Origin of the sequence: Micromonospora fulviviridis (assembly GCF_014648395.1) — a bacterium.
Classification (GTDB): domain Bacteria; phylum Actinomycetota; class Actinomycetes; order Mycobacteriales; family Micromonosporaceae; genus Micromonospora; species Micromonospora fulviviridis.
This window is the reverse complement of the sequence record NZ_BMRA01000001.1, coordinates 1-22,428: the sequence shown is the minus strand read 5'-3', so window position 1 is coordinate 22,428 and position 22,428 is coordinate 1. Positions and strand designations below refer to the sequence as shown.

Sequence of the window (22,428 nt, the reverse complement as noted above, 5' to 3'; positions counted from 1 at the left end):
AGCCCGTCGAGGGGGTGACTGGTTTCGACTTCGTACGTTGCGGCAGGGGAAGCGAGCCGAGGAAGCCGACGTCGTCTCGAGAATCGTTCGTCGGAAACCAATAAGCGCCAAGAACAATCGCGCTGACTTCGCTCTCGCCGCCTGAGGCGAGTAGCAAGTCTGTCGGCCTGGGAGCGCCTTCGACCCAGTTAGCCGGCATCAGCTAGAAGGCTGGCCAACCGGACCCGGTCGCGGGGTCCGTGCGGCGAGATCAATCAGCGACTGGGCCCGTCACACCGACTCGCTCGCGTGATCGGAGGGGCCGAGTAGAGGCACAGCGAGCTGCGCTCGGAGAAGCCCTGACAAGGCGGCGAAGGACCCGGGTTCGATTCCCGGCACCTCCACCACCTGACCTGTGCGCCCCGGTCCACCGGACCGGGGCGCACAGTCGTCTCCAGGCTCGTTCGGCTCTAGGCTGCCGCCTGTGACGAATGAGCGGATCCCACTCTCCGTCGGCGCGGCGTCCGGCCAGCGCGCCGTGGCCGCCCTGGTGGGCGTCCTGTGCACCGCCGTCGGCGCGGCCTTCGTGCTGCTGCCGCTGGTCGCCGACGGCCTGCTGCGCCGGGTCGGCGGCTTCGGCGACCCGGTCCCCTCGTACGACGACGTCCGGGACCTGCCGCCCGACCTGCTCCCGCCCGACCTGCACGACGGCGCCACCGCCGCGCCCGCACCGCTGCGCTACGCCGGACTCTGCGGGCTGCCGTTCGTGCTGATCGGGCTCTACCTCGTGCTGCGGGTGCTGCGCACGGCCGCCTGGCTGGACGGGACCCGGGCCTCGGTCCGTGGCGCGCTCGGCACCCGCACCGTCGACCTGGCCACCGCCGAGGTGCGCGGCGGCGCGGTCGCCCACCGGATCGGCGACGACGGGGTGGTGCGGGTGCCCACGCTGATCGCCCAAGACCGGGACAGCGGCCGGAGGGTCACCATCCCGTTGCAGGGCCCGGGGCCGGGCAGCCCGCCCCCGGACGAGCTGCGGGCGCTCGCCGACGCGATCACCGCCGGCCGGCCGGACCAGGGCCGGGACGCCGACGCGCACGCCCTCGCCGGCCGACTGCGCGACATGGCGGGCAATCCCCTGGGACTGTAGGGGCGGCTGTGACTGCCGGGGCGGAAGGGGCAGATGAGGCGCCCGCCCCTCCTGGACAGGTCGGGTGACCGGGTTCACCATCGCTGTACGCGGTAGCGCAGCAGCGCGGGAGGTGCCATGGTCACCAATCCGATTCAGCAGCCGTCCACCGTCACCGCCGTGCCCCCGCCCCGGCCCGGCCCTGCCGGCGACGTGCGCGCCCTCGCCCGGGCGCTCGCCGCGGCGCCGGCCGAGCCACGCTGGCGGGAGCACCTGATCGGCCGCCTCGGCCCGGTCCGGCAGGGCTTCGCCGAGCACGTCCGGGTCACCGAGGGACCGGCCGGCTTCTACGCCGAACTGCTCCACCAGGCGCCCCGGCTCGACCGGGGCGTACGCCTGCTGGCCGGCGAGCACGCCGCCATCGCGGCCGCGTTCGCCGCGCTCCAGCACGCGGTACGGCTTCCCGCGGTGCCCGCCGAGGAGTTGCGCGAGCAGGCCCGGAACCTGCTGCGGGCGCTCGACCGGCACCGGCAGCGCGGCGCGGACCTGCTCTGGGAGGCGTACCAGGCCGACCTGGGCGGGGAGGACTGACCGGGGAACCGGCCGGTGGAGCGTCGCGTCCAACCGGCATGCGTCGATCACTCGCCCTGCTCGGGCTGCCGCTCCTGGTCCTGGCCGGCTGCGCCGCGCCCGGCGCCGACCCTGCCGGCCCGCCGGCCGCCGGCCCGAGCGGTCCGTCGGTCTCCGGCCCCGACCACCGCTGGGAGGCGTTCGGCCAGCGGGCCACCGAGGTGGCCGAGGCGTGGCGCCCCGGCCCCGCCTGGCGCAGTGGGTACGTCCCGCTCGACGAGGCCACCGTGCTGACCGGCGACCCCGGCTTCACCGACGAGACGAAGCAGGCCTTCCTCAACGGCTGGTACCGGGACCAGATCGACCTGCCGGCCACCCGGCCCGCCGACGGGACGGTCCGCTTCCCGGACGGCACGCTGCGGGTCCCGCTGATCAGCGCCGCCGAGGCGTACGCCCAGCTGGACCAGGGCGACCCGCCGCCCTGCGACGGGCGGCCGATGGCCCCGGCGCCGCGGCCCAAGGGCGGCCCGACCGTCGAGCCCGGCCCGGACGGGCCGGTCGCCACCCAGGCGGCCAGCCCGTGCGTGCCGCTGACGGTCACCGGGGTGACGCTGGGCAGCGCGTCGGTGCGGACCAGCCGGGGCCAGGCCACCGTGCCGGCCTGGCTGTTCACCGTGGAGGGGCTGCGGGCGCCGGTGGCCCGCCTCGCCGTCGCGCCCAGCGCGGTCGGCGCCCCGCCCGAGGGGACCGCGCCGAGCCGCCCCGTGGACGACGGATTCGTCGCGGCCCTGGACCTGCGGGCGACGACCGGCAACCGGGTCGACTACCGGGTCGGGACGGGCGCCTGCGACGGGGAACCCACGCCGCTGGTGCTGGAGCGGGACGACGTGGTGGTGCTCGGCGGCGGGGTGGTCCGCTCGACCGGGCCGTGCACGATGCAGCTCGTGATGAAGCCGGTGAGCGTCACGCTCAAGGCGCCGCTCGGCGACCGGGTGGTGCTCGACGTGGTCAGCGGCACCCCGCTCGCCGTGCGCCGCTGACCCCTACAGGATCCGCGGCACGTCGGTGCTGATCGGCACCGGCAGCACGGTCGGCCGGTCGGCGGCGAGCGCGGCGGCCAGCGCCGGGCCGAGCGCGTCCGGCGACTCCACCACCTCGGCCGCGCAGCCGTAGCCGCGCGCCACCGCCGTGACGTCCAGCCCGGGCAGGTCCAGCGCCGGGACCCCGGGTGTGTGCTTCAGCTCGGCGAACGCCTTGAGGATCGCGTACTGCCGGTTGACCGGGACCACGACGGCGAGCGGCAGGCCGAGCTGCGCGGCGGTCCACAGCGCCTGCACCGAGTAGTGGAACGAGCCGTCGCCGACCACCGCGACCACCGGCCGGCCGCGCCCGGTGTCCCGCTCGGCCAGCGCGATGCCCACCGCTGCCGGCAGGCCGAACCCCAGGCCGCCGCTGGCCATCGTGAAGTACGACCGGGGCCGGTCGATCCGCAGCCGGCGCCGCAGCGCGGCCAGGTTGGACGGTGACTCCTGCACGAGCACCCCGTCGGCCGGCCACTGCCCGGCCAGCGCGGCGAAGACGGCGTCGGCGCTCGGCGGGTCGGTGGCCTCCGGCGACGCCGGGGCGTCCCGGGCCGGCGGCGGGGGCCGGTCCGCCGGCGGCAGCAGCTCCACCAGCCCGGCCATGGCCAGCCCGGCGTCGCCGAGCAGGCTCTCCCCGACCGGGGCCCGGGCCGCCTCGTCCGGGTCGTCGGTGACGTGCAGCAGCCGGGTGTCGGCGGGCAGGTAGTCGCCCGGCACGTGCGGGTAGTAGCGGAACACCGGCGCGCCGACCACCAGCACCGTGTCGTGGCCGCGCAACGCCTCGGCCAGCGGGCCGATCGCGTAGGGCAGGACGCCCCGGAACTGCGGGTGGCTCTCGGGGAAGACGGCCCGCTCCGGGGCCGGGGCGGCCCAGACCGGGGCGGCCAGCCGTTCAGCCAGCGCCACGGCGGCCGGCCAGGCGTCGGCCCGGTCCACCGCGGCGCCGAGCACCAGCGCCGGGGCGTGGGCGGCGGCCAGCGTGGCGGCGAAGCCGCGCAGCAGGTCCGGGTCCGGCGCGATCCGGGTCGCCACCGTCCGCACCGGCGGCGGCGGGTCGGCGGGCCGGCCCCAGTCGTCCATCGGCAGGGAGAGGAAGACCGGCCCGGCCGGGGGCTGCACCGCCGAGGCGTACGCCCGCATGAAGGCCGCCGGGACGTCCTGCGCGCGGGCCGGCTCGTGCGCCCACTTGACGTACGGCTGGACCAGCTCGACCGCCCGAGGGCTGGCCAGCCGGGGCTCGATGAGCAGCATCTCCCGGGTCTGCTGGCCGGCGGTGACGATCAGTGGGGTCTTGTTGTGCCAGGCGGTGACCAGGTTGCCCATGCCGTTGCCGATGCCCGGGGCGGTGTGCAGGTTGACGTGCGCGGGCCGGCCGGTGCCCTGCGCGTAGCCGTCGGCCATGGCCATCGCCGACGCCTCCTGCAGGGCGTGCACGTAGCGGAAGTCGGCCGGGAAGTCCGCGAGGAAGGGTTCCTCGGTGGAGCCGGGATTGCCGAAGACGGTGGTCAGGCCCAGCGCGCGGAGCAGGTCGTAGGTCGTGTCGCGGACCGTTGCCATCGCCGGCTGCCTCCCGTCCCCCGCACGTGCCGGGAGACGGCCCGGTGATCAGCGTCCCGACCAGCCGAATCTATCGGGCCGAGGTCGACTTTTCGGGCGCTTCCCGGCGCTCAGGGCAGCGGGAACGGAAGCTTGATCCCGTCGAGCGCCCGTCCGCAGGGGCAGTCCCGCTCGGCGGGCAGCGCGGCGACGGCGTCCAGCAGCACCCCGCGCAGCCGGTCGGTGTTCTCCGCGAAGACCCGGAAGACCTCCTCCTGGGTCACCGACCCGCCCGCCTCGACGCCGGCGTCCAGGTCGGTGACCAGGGCGATCGAGGTGTAGCAGAGGGCCAGTTCGCGGGCGAGCACCGCCTCGGGGTGACCGGTCATGTTGACCACCGTGCCGCCGATCGAGGCGAACCAGCGCGACTCCGCTCGGGTGGAGAACCGCGGGCCCTCGACCACCACCACCGTCCCGCCGTCCACCGCCGGCACGCCCCGCCCGGCCGCCGCGTCGAGCAGCGTCCGCCGCCCCGCCGGGCAGTACGGGTCGGCGAACGACACGTGCACCGCGCCGTGGTCGTAGTAGGTCTGGGGCCGCCCGCTGGTGCGGTCGATGAGCTGGTCCGGCACCACGAACGTGCCCGGGCCCAGTTCCGGCCGCAGCCCGCCGACCGCGCAGGGCGCCAGCACCTGGCGTACGCCCAGGGAGCGCAGGGCCCAGAGGTTGGCCCGGTAGGGGATGAGGTGCGGCGGGTAGCGGTGGTCGCGCCCGTGCCGGGGCAGGAACGCCACCCGCCGGCCGGCCACCTCGGCGATCGTGACCGGGTCCGACGGCGCGCCGTACGGCGTCTCCAGCACGTGCTCGGTGGCGCCGTCGAGCAGGGCGTAGAGGCCCGACCCGCCGATCACCGCCAGTTCGGCCGTAGCCGCCATCCGGCCCTCCCTCGATTCGGTCGCGATCACCCGCCGGTCAGACCTTAGCCAGCGGGCGGACCGCAGGCTATGGTGCCTTGCATGGCGTTGACAGCGCGGCTGGTAGCGGCGTACGGCTGACGGGTGTCGGACATGCAGGGTGAGGGACAGGCGATCGGTGGCCGAGCCATGGATTCCATGACCGGGCGGCTACTGGTCGCGACGCCTGCGTTGAAGGACCCGAACTTCGACCGCACGGTCGTGCTGCTCGTCGCCCACGAGCCCGGCGGCGCGCTCGGCGTGGTGCTGAACCGGGCCACCGAGGTCCCGGTGGCCGACGTCCTGGGCGACTGGAGCGATCTGGCCCGACACCCCGCGGTGCTCTTCGAGGGCGGTCCCGTGCAGCCCGACTCGGCGATCTGCCTGGCCCGGATGCGCCACCCGATCAAGCCGGTGAAGGGCTTCCACCGGGTCTCCGGCGCGGTGGGCACCATCGACCTCTCGGTCGACCCGGAGAAGCTGCGCGACGCCGTGGGCGGGATCCGGGTGTTCGCCGGCTACTCGGGCTGGGGCGCCGGTCAGCTGGAGCGGGAGATCGAGGACGGGTCCTGGTTCGTGCTCGACGCCCTCCCGGGTGACGCCTTCGTCGACCGCCCGGACGACCTCTGGCCGATGGTGCTGCGCCGGCAGGGCGGCATGATGGCGGCGGTCGCCCACTTCCCGCCGGACGTGGCCCTGAACTGAGCCACCGGCGGGGGTACCCCCGCGAGATGACCATGCCAGCCGGCGTGTGTATAGTTCTCTCCGTGCCCGGGCGACCGGGGACACCGCAAGGGGCCGTGGCGCAGCTGGTAGCGCACCACACTGGCAGTGTGGGGGTCAGGGGTTCGAGTCCCCTCGGCTCCACCCTTAGCGATCAGGGCGTTCGTCAGCGATGACGGACGCCCTTCGTCGTGTTCGAAGCAGGTCGCGCCCGCTCCGGCCATCCTGGGGGAATTGTCGGTGTGATCCCTAGCATGGGCGCATGACAGTAGATCTGTTCGCGGGCCTGCCCGTCCGTGACTACCGCGCGGCGGCGGCCTGGTGCGAGCGGCTCCTGGGCGCGCCGCCCTCGTTCCTGCCGAACGACACCGAGGCGGTGTGGGAGATCGCCGAGCACCGGTACCTGTACATCGAGGTTCGGCCCGAACACGCCGGGCACGCCATGCACACCGTCTTCGTCGACGACCTCGACGCCCGCCTCGCGCAGATCGCCGAGCGCGGCCTGACGCCGGCCGAGCAGGAGACCTACGACAACGGCGTCCGCAAGGCGATCTTCCGTGACCCGGACGGCAACGAGATCGGCTTCGGCGGCGGCCCGGCCTGACCGGGCCGGGAGGCGTCCGCCCCGCGGGACGGACGCCTGCACGGAATTCAGCGCGGCTGGTACGCCTTGGGCAGGCGCATGCCCCGCTCGGCCATGAGCTGCCGGACCCGGTCCGGGTAGTTGGTGATGATCCCATCGACGCCCAGGTCCATCAGCGCCGCCACGGTGGCCGGGTCGTCGCAGGTCCACGGCACGACCTTCAGGCCGCGGGCGTGCGCGTCGGCGATCATCTTCGGGTCCGGGTAGAAGCGGAAGGCCGGGTCGGCGACCGTGCCGTTCTGCGGGAAGCCGTAGTTGGGGGAGAGGGTGGTCACGCCGGGGATCGCGGCGGCCGCCCGGACGAAGTCGCCACCGAAGTCGTCCGCGTCCAAGCCGCCAAGCCAGGGCGAGGCGCCGGGCCTGCCGACCTGGAGGAAGTCGTAGTTGGTCAGCGCCACCAGCGGCCACCGTGGCGCGAGCCGGTGCATCACCCGCAGCGCGCCCCAGTCGAAGGACTGGATGGTGACCTGGTCCTCGATGCCCGAGGCGCGGATCTCCTCGAAGACCCGGCGGACGAACAGCTCGCGCGGGGCGGTCTGCTCGGGCGCTCCGGCCTCCACCTTCGTCTCGATGTTCAGCGTGATCTGGTGGGCGCGCCAGGCCTTCACCAGGTCCAGCACGTCCCGCAGCTCGGCCATCCGGACCCCGGCGATCTGCTCCTGTTCCGGGAACCCGGGCAGCTGCTGGTAGCCGCAGTCCATGGTCTTGATCTGGGCCAGGGTCAGGTCCTTGATGTACTTCCCGACGTACGGGTACATCGGGTCGCCCGGGGTCACCGGCCCGGTGTCGCGACACTTCTGCGCGCTGACCTGCCGGTCGTGCGTGACGACCACCTTCTCGTCCCGGGTGACCTGGGTGTCCAGCTCCAGCGTGGTGACGCCGAGGCGCATGGCCTTGGCGAAACCGGTCAGGGTCTCCTCGGTGGTCAGCCCGATCCCGCCCCGGTGCGCCTGCAGGTCGAAGTGGGTCTTCTGCGGCAGCACGCCGGGGCCGGCGACGGGGGCCGCGTGGGCGGCCGTCGGCACGGCCAGCACCGCCCCGACGGCCAGCACCGTCATGAGCTGACGGACGGACATGGCAAAACCTCCGCTACCTCGGTTGACGTTCGCGCAGCCGAAGCTAGGTGCGGGGTCGGTGTCCGTCGTGGCCCTGACGTGAGGGAACGGTGAACGTTCGCGGACGGGCAGGATGCGCCGCCGGCCGGGCCGCGGCGTTGCGCGGCCCGGCCGGCGACGTCACCGGGTACGGCGGGACTTGGGCAGGTCGAACTGGTCGGCCCGGCGGCAGTCCTTCGGACCACCGATCGCGTCCGGCCCGACCCGGTCGAGGGCCTGGCGGGCCCGGTACCGGCCCAGGTTCCAGGCGTACCAGGGGTCGGACTCTTCAAGGTCGTCGGCGATCCAGCTCAGCGTGCAGCGGCGGACCGGGTCGGGAAGCCCGGTCAGCGCGGGCGTGGCGTCGGCGGAGAGCGCCCGCAGGTACCAGGCGTCGATCTTGCCGGTCTGCTCGTACCGGAGAATGTTGCGCTTCGCCGCGTAGTCCTCCGGGTTCAGCACGGCCAGGCCGAGCAGCATGGCGACGGCCAGCGCCACCGTGGTGCCCGGGATCCACCGGCCCTGCCACCGCACGCCTGCCGCCAGGATCATCAGGAAGACCGCGCCGAGCAGCAGCTCGAACGCCATCACGAAGATCCGCTCGCCGGTGAAGCTGTAGACCTTCTGGTAGGTCCACATCCGGGACAGCGCCGACACGACGATCACCACGCTGAGCGCGCTGAGCAGGCCCAGCAGGACGCGCAGCAGGTGCCGCTCGACCGGCCGCTCGCGGCTGGCCCAGCGGCTCACCCCGCCCAGCACGGCCAGGGTCAGCAGGGTGACGAAGAGGAGCTGCCAGAAGCCGCTGCGGGCGTACTCGGAGTAGCTGAGGCCGGCGACCTTCTGCACGTGCCGCTGTCCGCCGAAGAGCACGGTGAACTGCACGATCACGAAGCCCACGAAGAGCAGCGTCAGCGCCCCGATGGCCGGCGCCCACTCCAGCACGCCGAGCCGGCGGCCGCTCGGCCGGTCGACGGTGGACAGGTCGGGCGGGGCGGCCAGGGTGTAGACCGCCGCGACCGCGATCAGCCCGCCGACCGCGGCCAGGAAGATCCAGCGGAACACCGTACCGATGTTGATCTCGGGGACGATGGCGGTCAGCACCTCGGAGAAGGCCGCGTCGGCCGAGGAGAGCAGGCTGCCGAAGACCAGCAGCACCAGCACGGTGGCGACCACCGAGCCGGTGACCTTGCGGACGGTCCCGGCCTCCGGGGAGGCGGTGACGTGCCGGCGCACCCAGGGCAGGCCGCGGAACGCCGCGAACGGCGTTGCGGCCAGGCCGAACAGGATCGAGCGGACCAGCCGGCCGCCGACGATGGCCAGGGTGGCGCAGCCCAGCGCGCCGAGCACGCAGAACGTCACCAGCCACCAGGCGTTGCGGAAGGCCAGCACGGCCAGCAGGACCAGCGCCGCCGCCGCCCACCCGCCGCGGATCAGCCGCTCGGTGCGGGGCAGGTCGGCGGTACGCCGGCGTACCGCGACCAGCACGCCGAGGGTCAGCGTGAGCCAGCCCAGGAACCAGCCGATGCCGACGCGGCTCAGCGGCACGAAGAACGCGGTGCCGAGCGCGCCGGCCAGCACCGCGAGCGGCACCGCGCGGCCGGTGGCCTGCTTCGGGCCCGGCCAGCGCGCGCCGAGGAACGAGGTCCGGGGCGTCCGCGGCCGGGGCGTCCAGCCGGCACCGGGCGGGTAGCCGCCCCAGGGCTGCACCCCGTGGACCGCCACCGGATAGGGCGGCGCCGCGACCGGCGGCGCCGGGACGACGGCGGGCGGCGCTGCCGGCGTGCCGGTCGTCGCAGGTCCGGCGGGCGGCGCAGCGGCCATCGCTGGTCCGGCGGTCGGAGCTGCGGTCGTCGCCGGGGCGGAGGCGGCCCCGGTTTCCGGCTCGGCCTTCGTGGCCGGTGCCGGCTGAGCCTCGGAGTTGGCCCGTCCGGCAGAGGCGGGGGCCGGCGCGGCAGCGTCGTCGGTCGTCGTGCCGGTACCGCCGTCACCGGACGCGGACGCCGGGCCGCTCGGGGTCGGAGTTTCGACGGCCGGCGGCGCGGCCTGGGTGGGCACGCCCGGCGCGGGGACCATCATCCGCGGGGCGGCTGCCTGCCCGGGGGCCGCGCCCGGCTCTCCCTCGGCCACGGGCACCAGTGGCACGAACAGCGCGTAGCCGCGGGTGCCGGGCGGCACGACCACCGGGATGGCCCAGGCGGGCTGCCCCTCGGGGCCGGGCCACGGCACCGCGGGCGGCGCGCCCGCCACCGCGGGCGCGACGAGCAGGTGCGGCGTGACGTCGGTGGGGACGTCGCCGGCCGCGGACCCGGCCGCCGGGGCGGGTCGGGGCGGTTCTGGCGTCTGTGGCGGCTCGGACACGGCACGCTCCTTGATCACGGGGTGCCGTCACTGTAGGGCCGCACCCCGCTCCACCGCCGCCCCGGTGGTCCGTTCGGTCAGCAGACCCGGGCCGGCCCGGTGACCCCGTCGGGGCCGTGCCGTTCCACCGCGTTCAGGTTCGCGATGGTGGTGGCGGCGATGTTGTGCATCGCCTCCTGCGTGAAGAACGCCTGGTGGCCGGTGATCAGCACGTTCGGGAAGGTGCTCAGCCGGGAGAAGTCGTCGTCGCGCAGCATCTGGTCGGAGAGGTCCTCGAAGAAGAGTTCGGTCTCCTCCTCGTAGACGTCGAGCCCGAGGTGGCCGATCCGGCCGGTCTTCAGCCCGCGGATCACGGCCCGGGTGTCCACCAGCGCGCCCCGGCTCGTGTTGATCAGCATGACACCGGAGCGCATCTGCGCGATCCGCTCCTCGTCGATCAGGTGGTGCGTCTCCGGGGTCAGCGGGCAGTGCAGCGTCACCACGTGCGACTCGGCCAGCAGGGTCTTCAACGGCACGTACTCGACGCCGACGGCGAGCGCCTCCGGGTTCGGGTACGGGTCGCTGGCCAGCACCCGGCAGCCGAACCCGGCCATGATCCGGGCCAGGCAGACGCCGATCTTGCCGGTGCCGACCACCCCGACGGTCTTGCCGTGCAGGTCGAAGCCGAGCAGCCCGGTCAGCGCGAAGTTGTGCTCGCGTACCCGGTTGTGCGCGCGGTGGATCCGCCGGTTCAGCGCGAGCATCAGCCCGACGCAGTGCTCGGCCACCGCGTACGGCGAGTATTCCGGGACCCGTACCACGGTGACGCCCAGCCGGGTCGCCGCCGCCACGTCCACGTGGTTGTAGCCGGCCGAGCGCAGGGCCGCCAGGCGTACCCCGGCCGCGGCCAGCCGGTCCAGCACGGGCTCGCCGAGGTCGTCGTTCACGAAGGCGCAGACCGCGTCGGCGCCGGCCGCCAGCGCCGCCGTCTCCACCGAGAGCCGGGGCTCCAGCATGACCAGGTCGTGCCCGGCCGCCGCGTTCGCCTCGGCGAGGAAGTCCCGGTCGTACGGCTTGGTGCTGAAGACGGCGACCCGCATGCCGACCACGCTAGGGCCACCGCCCCGGTCGCGCCGACCGGCTCCCAGCACTCGGGCGCCCCGTGGTCCGCGGCACACCGACGCGTCGATCGAACCTTTGCCGGCCCGTGCCCGTACCAGTGCGCGGGAGGTCGATGACATGGCCGTACGCCGAACGCCCGCCGCGCTCGCCGCCGTCGCCGCGACCCTGCTGCTCACCGGCGTGCCGGCGAGCGCGCACGGCGCCCCCACCAGCCCGTTGAGCCGGGCCGCGGCCTGCGGTCCGGAGGGTGGGCGGGCGGACACGCCGGCCTGCCGGGCCGCGATCGCCGCCGGGGCGGCCGTGCGGGAGTGGGACAACATCCGGGTGGCCCGGATCGACGGGCGGGACCGGGAACGCATCCCCGACGGGGAACTGTGCAGCGGCGGGCTGTCGGCGTACCGGGGGCTGGACCTGCCCCGGACCGACTGGCCGGCCACCACGCTCACGGCCGGGGCCCGATACACCTTCCGCTACCGCACCACGATCCCGCACAAGGGCACGTTCCGGTTCTACGCCACCACCGCCTCGTACGCCCCGACCCGACGGCTGACCTGGGCGGACCTGGAGGAGAAGCCGTTCCTGGCGGTCACCGACCCGCCGATCCGGGACGGCGCCTACCAGATGCCGGGGCGGCTCCCGGCCGGGCGCACCGGGCGGCACATCATCTACACCATCTGGCAGAACTCGGACACCCAGGACACCTACTACTCCTGCTCCGACGTGGTGTTCCGGCCGGCGTCGGGCGGGGCGGCGTCCGCGGCGCCCACCGGCCGGTCGGCGTCGCCCCCGGCGAGCGCGGCGGCCCCGCGTACCGTGCCGAGGGCCGCGACCGGCGACCGGGCCGGCGACCCGGCGGCGGGGGTGCCGGTGGCGGCGGTGACCGACACCCGCACGTTCCCCCGGCCGCTCGTGGTCGGCGCGGCGGCCGGGGTCACCGTGCTGCTCGTCGTCGTGGTGGCGATGCGGCTGCGGCGGGCCGGGAGCGTGCCGGCCGGCCGGCCGTGCGGGGTCCGCAACCACCGGGCCGGCCGGCGCCGGATCTGGTAGTCCTCAGCCCAGGTGCCGGTCGATCTCGGCCAAGTCGTCGACGCCGAGGTCGAGGTTGTCCAGCGCGGCGACGTTCCCCTCCAGTTGGGCCACGCTGCTCGCCCCGATGATCAGGCTGGTCATCCGGGGGTCGCGCAGCGCCCAGGCCAGCGCGAGCTGGGCCAGGCTCTGGCCGCGCCGCTCGGCGACCGCGGCGAGCCCGCGGATGGTGGCCATCTTCTCCTCGCTGAGGTCGCTCTCGTTGAGGAAGACGCTGGTCCGCACCCGGGAGTCGGCCGGGATGCCGCCCAGGTAGCGGTCGGTGAGCAGACCCTGCGCCAGCGGGCTGTACGCGATGCAGCCGGCACCGGCCTGCTCCAGCGTGTCCAGCAGCCCGTCGTCCTCGGTCCAGCGGTTGAGCATCGAGTACGACGGCTGGTTGATCAGCAGCGGCGTGCCCAGTTCGCGGAGGATCTCGGCGGCCCGGGCGGTCTGCTCCGAGTTGTAGTTGGAGATGCCGACGTAGAGCGCCTTGCCGGAGCGGACGACCGCGTCCAGCGCGCCCATGGTCTCCTCCAGCGGCGTGTCCGGGTCGAACCGGTGGGAGTAGAAGATGTCGACGTAGTCGAGCCCCATCCGGCGCAGCGACTGGTCCAGCGAGGAGATCAGGTACTTGCGCGAGCCCCACTCGCCGTACGGGCCGGGCCACATGAGATAGCCGGCCTTGCTGGAGATGACCAGCTCGTCCCGGTACGGCTTCAGGTCGGTGGCGAGCAGCCGGCCGAAGTTCTCCTCCGCCGCGCCGGGCGGCGGGCCGTAGTTGTTGGCCAGGTCGAAGTGGGTGATCCCGAGGTCGAAGGCGCGCCGGACGATGTCCCGCTGCCGCTCGTACGGCCGGTCCGGCCCGAAGTTGTGCCACAGCCCGAGCGAGATGGCGGGCAGGCGCAGGCCGCTCCGGCCGCTGCGCCGGTAGATCATCGAGTCGTAACGGTCTTCGCTGGCTAGGTAGGTCACGTCTGAAGACCCTAGCCCCGGCCAGTGCCCAGGTCGTAGCGGAGTCTGGGCAGCTCCCGGCCGGTGGACGGGGAGACCGAGGTGCCGGCCGGCACCGCGCCGAGATGCCGGTAGAACGACTCGGCCTCCGGATCCGCCTCGATCCACAGCGTCCGGGCGCCGGCGGCCCGGGCGGTGGCCACGGCGTGCTCGAACAGCACCCGGCCCGCGCCGGTGCCGATCGCCGGGGGGTCCACGAAGAGCATGTCCAGCTCCAGCGCGGGCGGCTCACCGCCGAGCACCAGCAGACCCACCGTCCGGCCGTCCCGCTCGGCCACCCGCACCGGCCGGGCGGCCACGTCCGCCGGGGTGAGGGTCAGCTCGGTGCGGCAGCGGGCCAGGAAAGCGGCGTCGTACCCCCAGTGGGCCTTGGAGCGCAGCGCCAGCTCGGTCAGCTCGGCCGCCTCCTCGGGGCGGGCGGGGCGGATGAGGAGAGTCACCCGACCATTCTGCCGGGACGGCGGAACGGGCATGCCGGCCTGCGGGCTTGGGTAGCTTCGAGTCCATGCGCTACGTCCCGCTCGACACCCCCAAGCCCATCTCCAAGATCGGCCTCGGCACGTGGCAGTTCGGCTCGCGGGAGTGGGGCTACGGCCCGGACTTCGAACAGCGGGCCGCGCAGATCGTCCGGCGCGCGCTCGACCTGGGCGTCACGCTCTTCGACACCGCCGAGATCTACGGCTTCGGCCGCAGCGAGCGCATCCTCGGCGCGGCGCTCGGCGACGACCGGGCCAAGGTCGTGGTGGCCAGCAAGATCTTCCCGGTGTTGCCGCTCGCCCCGGTGGTGCAGCAGCGGGCCGTGGCCTCGGCCGCCCGGCTCGGCGTCGCCGGCCTCGACCTCTACCAGGTGCACCAGCCCAACCCGGTGGTCGCCGACACCACCACCATGCGCGGGATGCGCGCGCTCCAGGACGTCGGGCTGGTCGGCGAGGTCGGGGTCAGCAACTACGGCCTGCGCCGTTGGCGGTTCGCCGAGGCCGCGCTGGGCCGCCGGGTGCTGAGCAACCAGGTCCGCTACAGCATGGTCGACCGCGGCCCCGAGAAGGACCTCATTCCGTACGCGGAGCAGGCCGGCCGGATCGTCATCGCGTACAGCCCGTTGGGGCAGGGCTTCCTCTCCGGCCGGTACGACGCGCGGAACCCGCCCACCGGGGCGGTGCGGCGGGCCAACCCGTACTTCCTGCCGGAGAACCTGGAGCGGGGCACCGAGCTGATCGCCACCCTGCGCGAGGTGGCCGACGCGCACGACGCCACGCCCAGCCAGATCGCCCTGGCGTACCTGCTCCGCCACCCCAACGTGGTCGCCATCCCCGGCGCGTCGGGGGTGGAGCAGATGGAGCGCAACGCCGCCGCCGCCGAGATCGACCTGGCCGACGACGAGTACGCCGCACTGGTCACCGCCGCCCACGCGTTCCGCCCGATCACCGGGCTGGCCGCCGTACCCAAGCTGATCCGCGCCCGCACCGGGAGGTGACCACCATGGACGACATCACCGCACTGATCCTCGACGACCACGCCGCCTTCCGCCGCGGCTTCGCCCGGCTCGACGACGCCCGCGACCCGGCCGAGCTGCTGGCCGTCTGGGAGGCGCTCGCCCTGCACCTGGACATCCATGCCGAGGCCGAGGAGGCCATCCTCTACCCGCACCTGGTCCGGCACGGCGACGACGGCGCGGAGGAGACCGAGGACGCCATCGGCGACCACAACAAGATCCGCGACGCCATCGCCGAGTCGAAGCTGCACGAGGTCGGCTCGGACGCCTGGTGGGCCGCGGTCTGGCGGGCCCGCCGGGAGAACAGCGAACACCTGGCCGAGGAGGAGGACGAGGCGCTGCCCGACTTCCGCCGGCACGCCGGCGTCGAGCTACGGGCCGAGCTGGGGGCGCGCTGGCTGAAGTTCTACGGCGAGCACAAGAACGGGCGCAACCTGCCCTTCCGCGACAAGGACCCGGAGAAGTACGTCCAGGACCACCGCTGACCCGATCTCCCCGTCGCGGGGGAGTCGGCGGGCCGTTCCCGGCGGCAGAATGGCCGGGTGACGGTCCCGGGCGTACTGGCGCCGCTGGTGCGCGGGAGCACCTGGCGGCGCGCCGTGTTCCTGCTCCTCGGCGGGGTGCTCGTCCTGCCGTACGCGCTGCTCGCCGCGGCGTTCGCGCAGCTGCTCGGCAACGACGACGTGCCCCGCCCGATCGGCGCCGGCCTGCTGCTGGTCGCCGCGGTGCTCGCCGCCGTGCCGGTGTTCCTCGCCGGCAGCCGGGCGCTGGAGATCGCCGCCGCCCGGGCGCTGCTCGCGGTCGACCTGCCCGAGCCCGCCCCGGGCCACCGGATCGATCGGGAGACCCGGCTGCGCGCCGCGCTCTGGATCGCCCTGCACCTGCTCACCGGCGGCCTCGTGCTGTTCGCCGCGATCAGCGCGTTCCCCATGGCGCTGGTCTTCGTCGCCGGGCTGGCCGGCGTCGACACCGGCGTCGCCCCCGAGGACGGCTTCGGCGCGTTCGGCCCGGGCCACCCGGTCGCGGCGGGACTGGCCGGGCTGGCCCTGCTGGTCGCGCTCGGGTACGCGGTCGCCGGGCTCGGCGCGCTCGCCGCCTCCATGGCCCCGGTGCTGCTCGGCCCGGCCCAGGCCGAGCGGATCGCCGCCCTGGAGGCCCGGTCGGCGCGGCTGGCCGAGCGCAACCGGCTGGCCCGCGAGCTGCACGACTCGGTGGGGCACGCGCTCACCGTGGCGACCCTCCAGGCCGGCGCCGCCCGCGAGCTGCTCGACACCGACCCGGAGTTCACCCGGCGGGCCCTGCGCGCCATCGAGGAGACCAGCCGCCGCGCGATGGACGACCTGGACCACGTGCTCGGGCTGCTCCGGGAGACCGAGGACGGGCGGGCGCCCGCCCCCACCGCGCCGCAGGCCACCCTCGACGGGCTGGACCGGCTGGTCGCCGACACCCGGGCCGCCGGCCTGGAGGTGGAGCCCCGGATCAGCGGGGCGCTGCGCGACCTGCCCGCCGTGGTGTCCCGGGAGGGCTACCGGATCGTCCAGGAGGGGCTCACCAACGCGGTCCGGCACGGCCGGGGGCCGGTGCGGCTGCGGGTGGCCGTACCCGATGGTCGTCTGGAGATCGAGGTGGTCAACGGGCTGCGCGGCACCACCGGGCCGGGTGGCGGCGGGCGCGGCCTCGACGGCATGCGGGAGCGGGTGCTGCTGCTCGGCGGGCAGCTCACCGCCGGGCCGGAGGGCGACCGCTGGCGGGTACGGGCCACCCTGCCGGCGCCGAGGGAGGAGACCGGATGACCATCGACGTGCTGATCGTCGACGACGACGAGCTGATCCGGGTCGGCCTGCGGGCGATCGTGGACGCCCAGCCCGACCTGCGGGTGGTCGGCGAAGCCGCGGACGGCGCCGAGGTGCCGTCGCTGGTGGCCCGGCTGCGCCCGCGGGTGGTGCTCATGGACGTCCGGATGCCGGCCATCGACGGCATCCAGGCCACCCGGCGGCTGCTGGCCGCGTCCGCCGACCCGCCCCGCGTCCTGGTGGTCACCACGTTCGCCAACGACGAGTACGTCTACGAGGCGCTGCGCGCCGGAGCCAGCGGCTTCCTGCTCAAGCGGGCCCGCCCGGCCGAGGTGGTGGAGGCGATCCGGGTGGTGGCGGCCGGCGAGTCGCTGCTCTTCCCGGCGGCGATCCGCCAGCTCGTCGGCGCGTACGGCGGCCGGGGCTCCGACGGGCTGCGGGCGGCCCGGCTCACCGAGCGGGAGGCCGAGGTGCTGCGGTTGATGGCCGCCGGGCTGTCCAACCCGGAGATCGCCGACCGGCTGGTGGTCGGCGTGGAGACGGTCAAGACGCACGTCGGCAACGTGCTGGCCAAGCTCGGCGTGCGCGACCGGACCCAGGCGGTGATCGCCGCGTACGAGTCGGGTTTCGTGGTGCCGACCGGCTGACCCCTCGCGCGGGGGAGACGGTCCACCCCGGCGCGGGAGGGATCCGGGGCCCGGCCGGCCGAGGCTGAGGTCATGACGACAACAACCGTTTCCCCACCCCGTCGGGCCACCCGGACCCGGCTCGACCTGGCCGCCCCGCTCGCCGCCGCCTGGCTCGGCGGCTGGGGCGTGCTCGCCCTGGTCTCGACACTGACCGGCGCCGGCTACCCATTCGGCGCCAACGACCCGCACGGCGGCGACGTCAGCCTGCTCCGGCTGGTCCCCGTGGACGCCGGCGCACCCCTCTTCGCCGGGGTGCTGCTGCTCGCGGCGGTCGCGGCGCTCGCCATGAGCGGCCCGGCGACGGTACGCCGTCCCGGCCTGCCCCGCGTGCTGCTGCTCGGCTACGGCTGGGCGGTCGTCTTCGCGCTGACCGTGGTCGTCCCGGACGCCCGGGTGCTGGTCGTGCTCGGCTACCTGCCCATGCTGATCATCGGCGCGCCGTTCGGCTGGCCGCCGGTCGACTACGGGCAGGTCTTCGACTGGCCGCTGGCGGCCCGGTGCGCCGCCCTCGTGGGCGGCGTCCTGCTGGCCGGGGCACTGCTGCTGTGGCAGCGGCGTACCGTCGGCGCCTGCCCGGCCTGCGGTCGGGACGACGACGAGCGGGGCTGGACCTCGCCCGCCTCGGCCGCCCGCTGGGGACGCTGGGCCGCGTACACCGCCGCAGTGATCCCCTTCGCCTACGCGGTCACCCGGTTCGCCTGGGCGGCCGGCATCCCGCTGGGCATCCCCCAGGACTTCCTCGCCGAGATGCGGGAGACCGGGCTCGTCTGGGCCGGTGCCGGGCTGGGCGCGTTCGCCACCGTCGGGGCGATCCTCACCCTCGGGCTGGTCCGCCCCTGGGGCGAGCGGTTCCCCCGGTGGCTGCCGGGGCTGGCCGGCCGGCGGGTGCCGATCCGGCTGGCGGTCGTCCCCGCGACGCTGGTCGCGCTGTCGGTGACGGCGGCCACCCTGGGGCTGCTCACCAAGCCGGAGTTCTGGCAGATCGGGCACGAGTTCAGCCTGGCCTCCGCGCCGATGCTGCTCTGGCCCCTCTGGGGCGTCGCGCTCGGGGCGGCCACCCTGGCGTACCACCTGCGGCGCCGGGGCGCCTGCGCCCGCTGCGGGCGGCCCGTTCCCCGTCCGTGACGATCCGGCCGTCCGGAAGGCGGCGCGCGGTCACCCGGCCGAGATAGCGTGGGTCGGGTGACTGCGCCCAACCAGGTTCCCCCGGTCCCGCCCGCCGACCTGCCCGGCACGCTCGGCGAACTGCGGGCGTCCGGACATCACTACCGCACGGTCAAGCAGGAGCTCCGCGACAACCTCCTCGCCCGGATGCGCGCCGGCGAGGAGCGCTTCCCCGGCATCGTCGGCTACCAGGACACGGTGCTGCCCGAGGTCGAGCGGGCGCTGCTCGCCGGCCACGACATGGTGCTGCTCGGCGAGCGCGGCCAGGGCAAGACCCGCCTCATCCGCTCGCTCGGCGCGCTGCTCGACGAGTGGACCCCGGTGATCCCCGGCTCGGTGCTCAACGAGCACCCCATGCACCCGCTCACCCCGGCGTCCCGCGCCCTGGTCGCCGAGCGCGGCGACGACCTGCCGATCGGCTGGCTGCACCGCTCGATGCGCTACGGCGAGAAGCTGGCCACCCCGGACACCAGCGTCGGCGACCTCATCGGCGACGTCGACCCGGTCCGGCTCGCCCAGGGGCGTACCCTCGGCGACCCGGAGACCATCCACTTCGGACTGGTGCCGCGCACCAACCGGGGCGTCTTCGCCGTCAACGAGCTGCCCGACCTGGCCGAACGGATCCAGGTGGCGCTGCTCAACGTGCTCGAGGAGCGCGACATCCAGGTCCGTGGCTACCAGCTCCGGCTGCCGCTGGACCTGCTCCTGGTGGCCAGCGCCAACCCGGAGGACTACACCAACCGGGGCCGGATCATCACCCCGCTCAAGGACCGCTTCGGCGCGGAGATCCGTACCCACTACCCGCTCGACCTGGAGCTGGAGCTGGAGCTGATCCGGCAGGAGGCCGATTTGGTCGCCACCGTCCCCGAGCACGTGCTGGAGGTGCTCGCCCGGTTCGCCCGCGCCGTCCGGGAGTCGCCGTCGGTGGACCCGCGCTCCGGCGTCTCCGCCCGGTTCGCCATCGCCGCCGCGGAGACCGTCGCCGCCGCCGCGCTGCGCCGCGCCGGCCTGCTCGCCACCGCCGCCCACGAGGCCCCGGTCGCCCGGGTCGGCGACGCCGTCTCGGTGACCTCCACGCTGCGTGGCAAGGTCGAGTTCGAGAGCGGTGAGGAGGGGCGGGAGATCGAGGTCCTCGCCCACCTGCTGCGGACCGCCACCGCCGAGACGTTCCGGGCCCGGCTGGCCGGGCTGGATCTCTCCGGGTTCACGGCGCTGGTCGCCGAGGGCGGCGAGATCGAGACCGGCGAGCTGGTCGCCTCGGCCGATCTGCTGCGCCAGGTCGGCACCGTGCCCGGGCTGGCCAAGGTGCTCGACCGGCTCGGCCTCGGCGACGCGCCCACCCCCGAGGAGGCCGCCGCCGGGATCGAGTTCGTCCTGGAAGGGCTGCACCTCACCCGCCGGCTGGGCAAGGACGTCACCGAGTCCGGGCGCACCGTCTACGGCGGCCGGGGCTGACCGTGGCCGGCAACCGTTTCCGGTACGGGCAGTGGCGCGGCGGGCCCGACCCGCTCGCCCCGCCGTACGACGTACGTGCCGCCGTGGACGCGGTCGGCTCGGAGGTCCTCGCCGGCGGCAGCCTGCGGGAGGCGTTGCGCGACCTGTTGCGGCGCGGCCCCCAGGGGCGCGGCGGCCTGGACGACCTGGCCGCCCGGGCCCGCCGGTTGCGGCGGGAGGCGCTGCGCCGGGGCGACCTGGACGGCGCGGTGACCCGCGCTCAGGCCCTGCTCGACCAGGCTGTCGCCGCCGAGCGGGAGGAGCTGCGCGGGCGCGACGGCGACGCCGCCCGCTTCGCCGAGGCGGTGCTGGACAACCTGCCCCGCTCGACCGCCCGGGCCGTCGAGGAGCTGTCCGGATACGACTGGGCCAGCGACGAGGCGCGGCAGACGTACCAGCGGATCCTCGACGGGCTGCGCGGCGACGTGCTGGAACAGCGCTTCGCCGGGCTGCGCGACGCGGCGCGGGCCGCCGCCGACCCCGCCGCCCAGCAGCAGCTCGCCGAGATGATGCGCGACCTCAACGACCTGCTCGCCCGGCACGCCCGGTCCGAGGACACCACCGACGCGTTCGCCGAGTTCATGCGCCGGCACGGCCAGTTCTTCCCGGAGCAGCCGAAGGACGTCGACGAGCTGATCGACGTGCTGGCCCGCCGGTCGGCGGCCGGGGAGCGACTGATGCGGTCGCTGTCGGACCGGCAGCGTGAGGAACTGGCCGGGCTCATGCGCCAGTCCCTCGGCGAGCAGTTGGCCGGGGAACTGTCCCAGCTGGACGCCCACCTGCGGTCGCTGCGCCCCGACCTGAACTGGCAGCGCGGCGAGCGGGTCCGGGGCGAGCAGCCGCTCGGCTACGGCGAGGCCACCGGCGCGCTCGGCGAGATCGCCGAACTGGACGAGCTGCTCGACTCCCTCGACCAGGACCAGCCCGGCGCCACCCTGGACGACGTCGACGTCGAGGCGGTCGCCCGGACGCTGGGCCGGGACGCCGCCGACGACGTACGCCGGCTGCGGGAACTTGAGCGTGAGCTGCGCCGGCAGGGCTGGGTGACCCGGGACGCCGAAGGGCTGACGCTCAGCCCGAAGGCGTTGCGCCGGCTCGCCGGCACCGCCCTGCGCCGGGTCTTCGCCGACCTGACCGCCGGACCGCGCGGTCAGCACGACCTGCGCTCCGCGGGCGCGGCCGGCGAGGTGAGCGGCGCCTCCCGGCAGTGGGAGTACGGCGACGAGCAGCCCCTCGACGTGGTCCGCACCCTCACCCGCGCGGTACGCCGGGCCGGCCCCGGGGTGCCGGTGCAGCTCGCGGTCGAGGACTTCGAGGTGATGGAGACCGAGCGGCGGGCGTCGGCGGCGGTGGCGCTCTGCGTCGACCTGTCGTACTCGATGATCTCGCAGGGGCGCTGGGGCCCCATGAAGCAGACGGCCCTGGCGCTGTCGCACCTGATGGCGACCCGCTTCCCCCAGGACGCCCTGCAGATCATCGGATTCGGCCGGGAGGCCGTGCCGCTGACCCAGCAGGAGCTGGCCGCCGTGGAGCCGGACATGGAGCAGGGCACCAACCTCCAGCACGCGCTGCGGCTGGCCGGGCGGCACCTGCGCCGGCACCCCGGCGCCGAGCCGGTGGTGCTGGTGGTCACCGACGGCGAGCCCACCGCCCACCTCGACCCGTCCGACGGCGAGGCGTACTTCCACTGGCCGCCGCTGCCGGAGACCATCGAGGCGACCATCCGCGAGGTGGACAAGCTGACCCGGTACGGCGCCACGCTCAACCTGTTCATGCTCGGCGACGACCCGGGCCTGCGCCGCTTCGTGGACGCGGTGGCCCGCCGCTCCAAGGGTCGGATGTTCACGCCGGACCTCGACGACCTCGGTGAGTACGTCGTCTCCGACTACCTCCGCGCCCGGCACGGCCGCCGCTGACCCTGTAGCTCTGCCCCTGCCCCCGACCGCCCTGATGCCAGGTCGGGACGGACCAGATCCGATCGCCTCCAGCACGGGTGGCAGGTGCTCGGTCACCGCCTTTGCTCTGCAGCCCTCCACGCAACGGGGGAGGTCTCGGGGTGTTGCGTCCGTGGCAGCAGAGCAAAGGGGCCGAGCGGGTGGGCCGGGTGCGGGGTCGGCGGTCCAGGGTTGATCGCGGGTTTTGGGGTGAATGTCCGCTTCGGGCGCGGCCTCAGCCGGTGAGTGGAACGCCATGTATGTCTCCGGGGCCGGGATACCTCCATGGCGTTCCACCGGCGGTGCGCGGGGCTGTTGGGTGGAACGTCATGGGTCTCGGAGGTCCGGATATCTCCATGCCGATCCATCGACGGGGCACGGGGGCCGTGGATGGAGCGTCATTGGCTGTCACCGAGGTCCGGATACACCCATGACGTTCGACCGGCCGGGCCGGCGTGGGCGGGGTGTCCGTTTCGCCGGGTGGCCGCCGGCGCTCTACTGGCGGAATGGCGGGCGGGTGGGCGTCGTTGTATCCGGGTGAACGACCGAGGAAGGCGCCCCGCGAGGCGGGGTGGCCGGGCCCGGAATGATGGTGGGCCGCCGGTCGTTGTACAT

20 protein-coding genes, 1 tRNA gene and 1 other RNA gene are annotated in these 22,428 nt (G+C 74.8%); 15 read left to right on the top strand and 7 right to left on the bottom strand.

Features of this window, described 5'->3' with window-relative positions:
- The first annotated feature begins 10 nt into the window (after nucleotides 1-10).
- From ssrA to IEY96_RS00095, 4 genes are all read left to right on the top strand, one after another.
- Nucleotides 11-386, top strand: a transfer-messenger RNA (tmRNA) gene (gene ssrA / locus IEY96_RS00110).
- 77 nt (nucleotides 387-463) lie between these two features.
- Nucleotides 464-1,126, top strand: a complete 663-nt coding sequence (locus IEY96_RS00105; protein ID WP_189192753.1) for a hypothetical protein — start codon at nucleotides 464-466, stop codon at nucleotides 1,124-1,126.
- A gap of 117 nt (nucleotides 1,127-1,243) precedes the next feature.
- Nucleotides 1,244-1,696 (top strand): hypothetical protein, encoded by a 453-nt coding sequence (locus IEY96_RS00100; protein ID WP_189192752.1) that lies wholly within the window; start codon nucleotides 1,244-1,246, stop codon nucleotides 1,694-1,696.
- Between the two features lie 38 nt (nucleotides 1,697-1,734).
- Nucleotides 1,735-2,715 carry a chromosomal replication initiator protein DnaA gene (locus IEY96_RS00095; protein WP_189192751.1) on the top strand — a complete coding sequence of 327 codons (981 nt, stop codon included), beginning with the start codon at nucleotides 1,735-1,737 and terminating at the stop codon, nucleotides 2,713-2,715.
- Between the two features lie 3 nt (nucleotides 2,716-2,718).
- Here IEY96_RS00095 and mdlC read toward each other — a convergent pair whose 3' ends face one another.
- Nucleotides 2,719-4,314 (bottom strand): benzoylformate decarboxylase, encoded by a 1,596-nt coding sequence (mdlC, locus tag IEY96_RS00090; RefSeq protein WP_189192750.1) that lies wholly within the window; start codon nucleotides 4,312-4,314, stop codon nucleotides 2,719-2,721.
- A 110-nt stretch (nucleotides 4,315-4,424) separates the two neighbouring features.
- Nucleotides 4,425-5,228 carry an S-methyl-5'-thioadenosine phosphorylase gene (locus IEY96_RS00085; RefSeq protein WP_189192749.1) on the bottom strand — a complete coding sequence of 268 codons (804 nt, stop codon included), beginning with the start codon at nucleotides 5,226-5,228 and terminating at the stop codon, nucleotides 4,425-4,427.
- A gap of 132 nt (nucleotides 5,229-5,360) precedes the next feature.
- Between IEY96_RS00085 and IEY96_RS00080 the strand changes: the two genes are divergently transcribed.
- From IEY96_RS00080 to IEY96_RS00070, 3 genes are all read left to right on the top strand, one after another.
- Nucleotides 5,361-5,951 (top strand): YqgE/AlgH family protein, encoded by a 591-nt coding sequence (locus IEY96_RS00080; protein ID WP_091259972.1) that lies wholly within the window; start codon nucleotides 5,361-5,363, stop codon nucleotides 5,949-5,951.
- Between the two features lie 89 nt (nucleotides 5,952-6,040).
- Nucleotides 6,041-6,113, top strand: a tRNA-Ala gene (locus IEY96_RS00075).
- 118 nt (nucleotides 6,114-6,231) lie between these two features.
- A complete protein-coding gene (locus IEY96_RS00070; protein WP_189192748.1) occupies nucleotides 6,232-6,573 on the top strand; it encodes a VOC family protein in 342 nt (113 codons plus the stop codon).
- A 47-nt stretch (nucleotides 6,574-6,620) separates the two neighbouring features.
- Here IEY96_RS00070 and IEY96_RS00065 read toward each other — a convergent pair whose 3' ends face one another.
- From IEY96_RS00065 to IEY96_RS00055, 3 genes are all read right to left on the bottom strand, one after another.
- Nucleotides 6,621-7,688 (bottom strand): glycerophosphodiester phosphodiesterase family protein, encoded by a 1,068-nt coding sequence (locus IEY96_RS00065; RefSeq protein ID WP_189192747.1) that lies wholly within the window; start codon nucleotides 7,686-7,688, stop codon nucleotides 6,621-6,623.
- A gap of 159 nt (nucleotides 7,689-7,847) precedes the next feature.
- On the bottom strand, nucleotides 7,848-10,067 hold the full coding sequence (locus IEY96_RS00060; protein WP_189192746.1) for a DUF4153 domain-containing protein: 2,220 nt from the start codon (nucleotides 10,065-10,067) through the stop codon (nucleotides 7,848-7,850).
- Nucleotides 10,068-10,144: 77 nt separating this feature from the next.
- Nucleotides 10,145-11,146 carry a 2-hydroxyacid dehydrogenase gene (locus tag IEY96_RS00055; protein WP_189192745.1) on the bottom strand — a complete coding sequence of 334 codons (1,002 nt, stop codon included), beginning with the start codon at nucleotides 11,144-11,146 and terminating at the stop codon, nucleotides 10,145-10,147.
- A 139-nt stretch (nucleotides 11,147-11,285) separates the two neighbouring features.
- Here IEY96_RS00055 and IEY96_RS00050 point away from each other — a divergent pair, with 139 nt between their 5' ends.
- Nucleotides 11,286-12,215: a lytic polysaccharide monooxygenase auxiliary activity family 9 protein gene (locus tag IEY96_RS00050; RefSeq protein ID WP_189192744.1), complete on the top strand. Its 930-nt coding sequence runs from the start codon at nucleotides 11,286-11,288 to the stop codon at nucleotides 12,213-12,215.
- A 3-nt stretch (nucleotides 12,216-12,218) separates the two neighbouring features.
- Here IEY96_RS00050 and mgrA read toward each other — a convergent pair whose 3' ends face one another.
- Together mgrA and IEY96_RS00040 are read right to left on the bottom strand one after the other, a co-directional pair.
- The gene (mgrA, locus tag IEY96_RS00045; RefSeq protein ID WP_189192743.1) at nucleotides 12,219-13,208 is read right to left on the bottom strand and encodes an L-glyceraldehyde 3-phosphate reductase; all 990 of its coding nucleotides are present in this window, start codon (nucleotides 13,206-13,208) and stop codon (nucleotides 12,219-12,221) included.
- A gap of 11 nt (nucleotides 13,209-13,219) precedes the next feature.
- Nucleotides 13,220-13,687, bottom strand: coding sequence for a GNAT family N-acetyltransferase (locus tag IEY96_RS00040; protein ID WP_229791322.1), 468 nt, complete (start codon nucleotides 13,685-13,687; stop codon nucleotides 13,220-13,222).
- 65 nt (nucleotides 13,688-13,752) lie between these two features.
- Between IEY96_RS00040 and IEY96_RS00035 the strand changes: the two genes are divergently transcribed.
- From IEY96_RS00035 to IEY96_RS00005, 7 genes are all read left to right on the top strand, one after another.
- On the top strand, nucleotides 13,753-14,721 hold the full coding sequence (locus IEY96_RS00035; RefSeq protein WP_189192741.1) for an aldo/keto reductase: 969 nt from the start codon (nucleotides 13,753-13,755) through the stop codon (nucleotides 14,719-14,721).
- A gap of 5 nt (nucleotides 14,722-14,726) precedes the next feature.
- Nucleotides 14,727-15,224 carry a hemerythrin domain-containing protein gene (locus IEY96_RS00030; RefSeq protein WP_189192740.1) on the top strand — a complete coding sequence of 166 codons (498 nt, stop codon included), beginning with the start codon at nucleotides 14,727-14,729 and terminating at the stop codon, nucleotides 15,222-15,224.
- A gap of 57 nt (nucleotides 15,225-15,281) precedes the next feature.
- The gene (locus tag IEY96_RS00025; protein WP_189192739.1) at nucleotides 15,282-16,532 is read left to right on the top strand and encodes a sensor histidine kinase; all 1,251 of its coding nucleotides are present in this window, start codon (nucleotides 15,282-15,284) and stop codon (nucleotides 16,530-16,532) included.
- Nucleotides 16,529-17,179, top strand: coding sequence for a response regulator (locus IEY96_RS00020; RefSeq protein WP_189192738.1), 651 nt, complete (start codon nucleotides 16,529-16,531; stop codon nucleotides 17,177-17,179). The genes IEY96_RS00025 and IEY96_RS00020 overlap by 4 nt, the downstream gene beginning before the upstream one ends.
- 72 nt (nucleotides 17,180-17,251) lie before the next feature.
- A complete protein-coding gene (locus IEY96_RS00015) occupies nucleotides 17,252-18,346 on the top strand; it encodes a hypothetical protein (RefSeq protein WP_189192737.1) in 1,095 nt (364 codons plus the stop codon).
- A 48-nt stretch (nucleotides 18,347-18,394) separates the two neighbouring features.
- The gene (locus IEY96_RS00010) at nucleotides 18,395-19,840 is read left to right on the top strand and encodes a magnesium chelatase ATPase subunit I (RefSeq protein WP_189192736.1); all 1,446 of its coding nucleotides are present in this window, start codon (nucleotides 18,395-18,397) and stop codon (nucleotides 19,838-19,840) included.
- A gap of 2 nt (nucleotides 19,841-19,842) precedes the next feature.
- Nucleotides 19,843-21,795, top strand: a complete 1,953-nt coding sequence (locus IEY96_RS00005) for a vWA domain-containing protein (RefSeq protein ID WP_189192735.1) — start codon at nucleotides 19,843-19,845, stop codon at nucleotides 21,793-21,795.
- Nucleotides 21,796-22,428 lie beyond the last annotated feature (633 nt).

Excerpts from the sequence above, each read along its gene's own strand:
- IEY96_RS00100 (WP_189192752.1), top strand. The coding sequence starts at position 1,244 with ATGGTCACCAATCCGATTCAGCAGCCGTCCACCGTCACCGCCGTGCCC.
- IEY96_RS00095 (WP_189192751.1), top strand. The coding sequence starts at position 1,735 with ATGCGTCGATCACTCGCCCTGCTCGGGCTGCCGCTCCTGGTCCTGGCC.
- mdlC (WP_189192750.1), bottom strand. The coding sequence starts at position 4,314 with ATGGCAACGGTCCGCGACACGACCTACGACCTGCTCCGCGCGCTGGGC.
- IEY96_RS00085 (WP_189192749.1), bottom strand. The coding sequence starts at position 5,228 with ATGGCGGCTACGGCCGAACTGGCGGTGATCGGCGGGTCGGGCCTCTAC.
- IEY96_RS00080 (WP_091259972.1), top strand. The coding sequence starts at position 5,361 with ATGCAGGGTGAGGGACAGGCGATCGGTGGCCGAGCCATGGATTCCATG.
- IEY96_RS00070 (WP_189192748.1), top strand. The coding sequence starts at position 6,232 with ATGACAGTAGATCTGTTCGCGGGCCTGCCCGTCCGTGACTACCGCGCG.
- IEY96_RS00065 (WP_189192747.1), bottom strand. The coding sequence starts at position 7,688 with ATGTCCGTCCGTCAGCTCATGACGGTGCTGGCCGTCGGGGCGGTGCTG.
- IEY96_RS00055 (WP_189192745.1), bottom strand. The coding sequence starts at position 11,146 with ATGCGGGTCGCCGTCTTCAGCACCAAGCCGTACGACCGGGACTTCCTC.
- IEY96_RS00050 (WP_189192744.1), top strand. The coding sequence starts at position 11,286 with ATGGCCGTACGCCGAACGCCCGCCGCGCTCGCCGCCGTCGCCGCGACC.
- IEY96_RS00035 (WP_189192741.1), top strand. The coding sequence starts at position 13,753 with ATGCGCTACGTCCCGCTCGACACCCCCAAGCCCATCTCCAAGATCGGC.
- IEY96_RS00030 (WP_189192740.1), top strand. The coding sequence starts at position 14,727 with ATGGACGACATCACCGCACTGATCCTCGACGACCACGCCGCCTTCCGC.
- IEY96_RS00020 (WP_189192738.1), top strand. The coding sequence starts at position 16,529 with ATGACCATCGACGTGCTGATCGTCGACGACGACGAGCTGATCCGGGTC.
- IEY96_RS00015 (WP_189192737.1), top strand. The coding sequence starts at position 17,252 with ATGACGACAACAACCGTTTCCCCACCCCGTCGGGCCACCCGGACCCGG.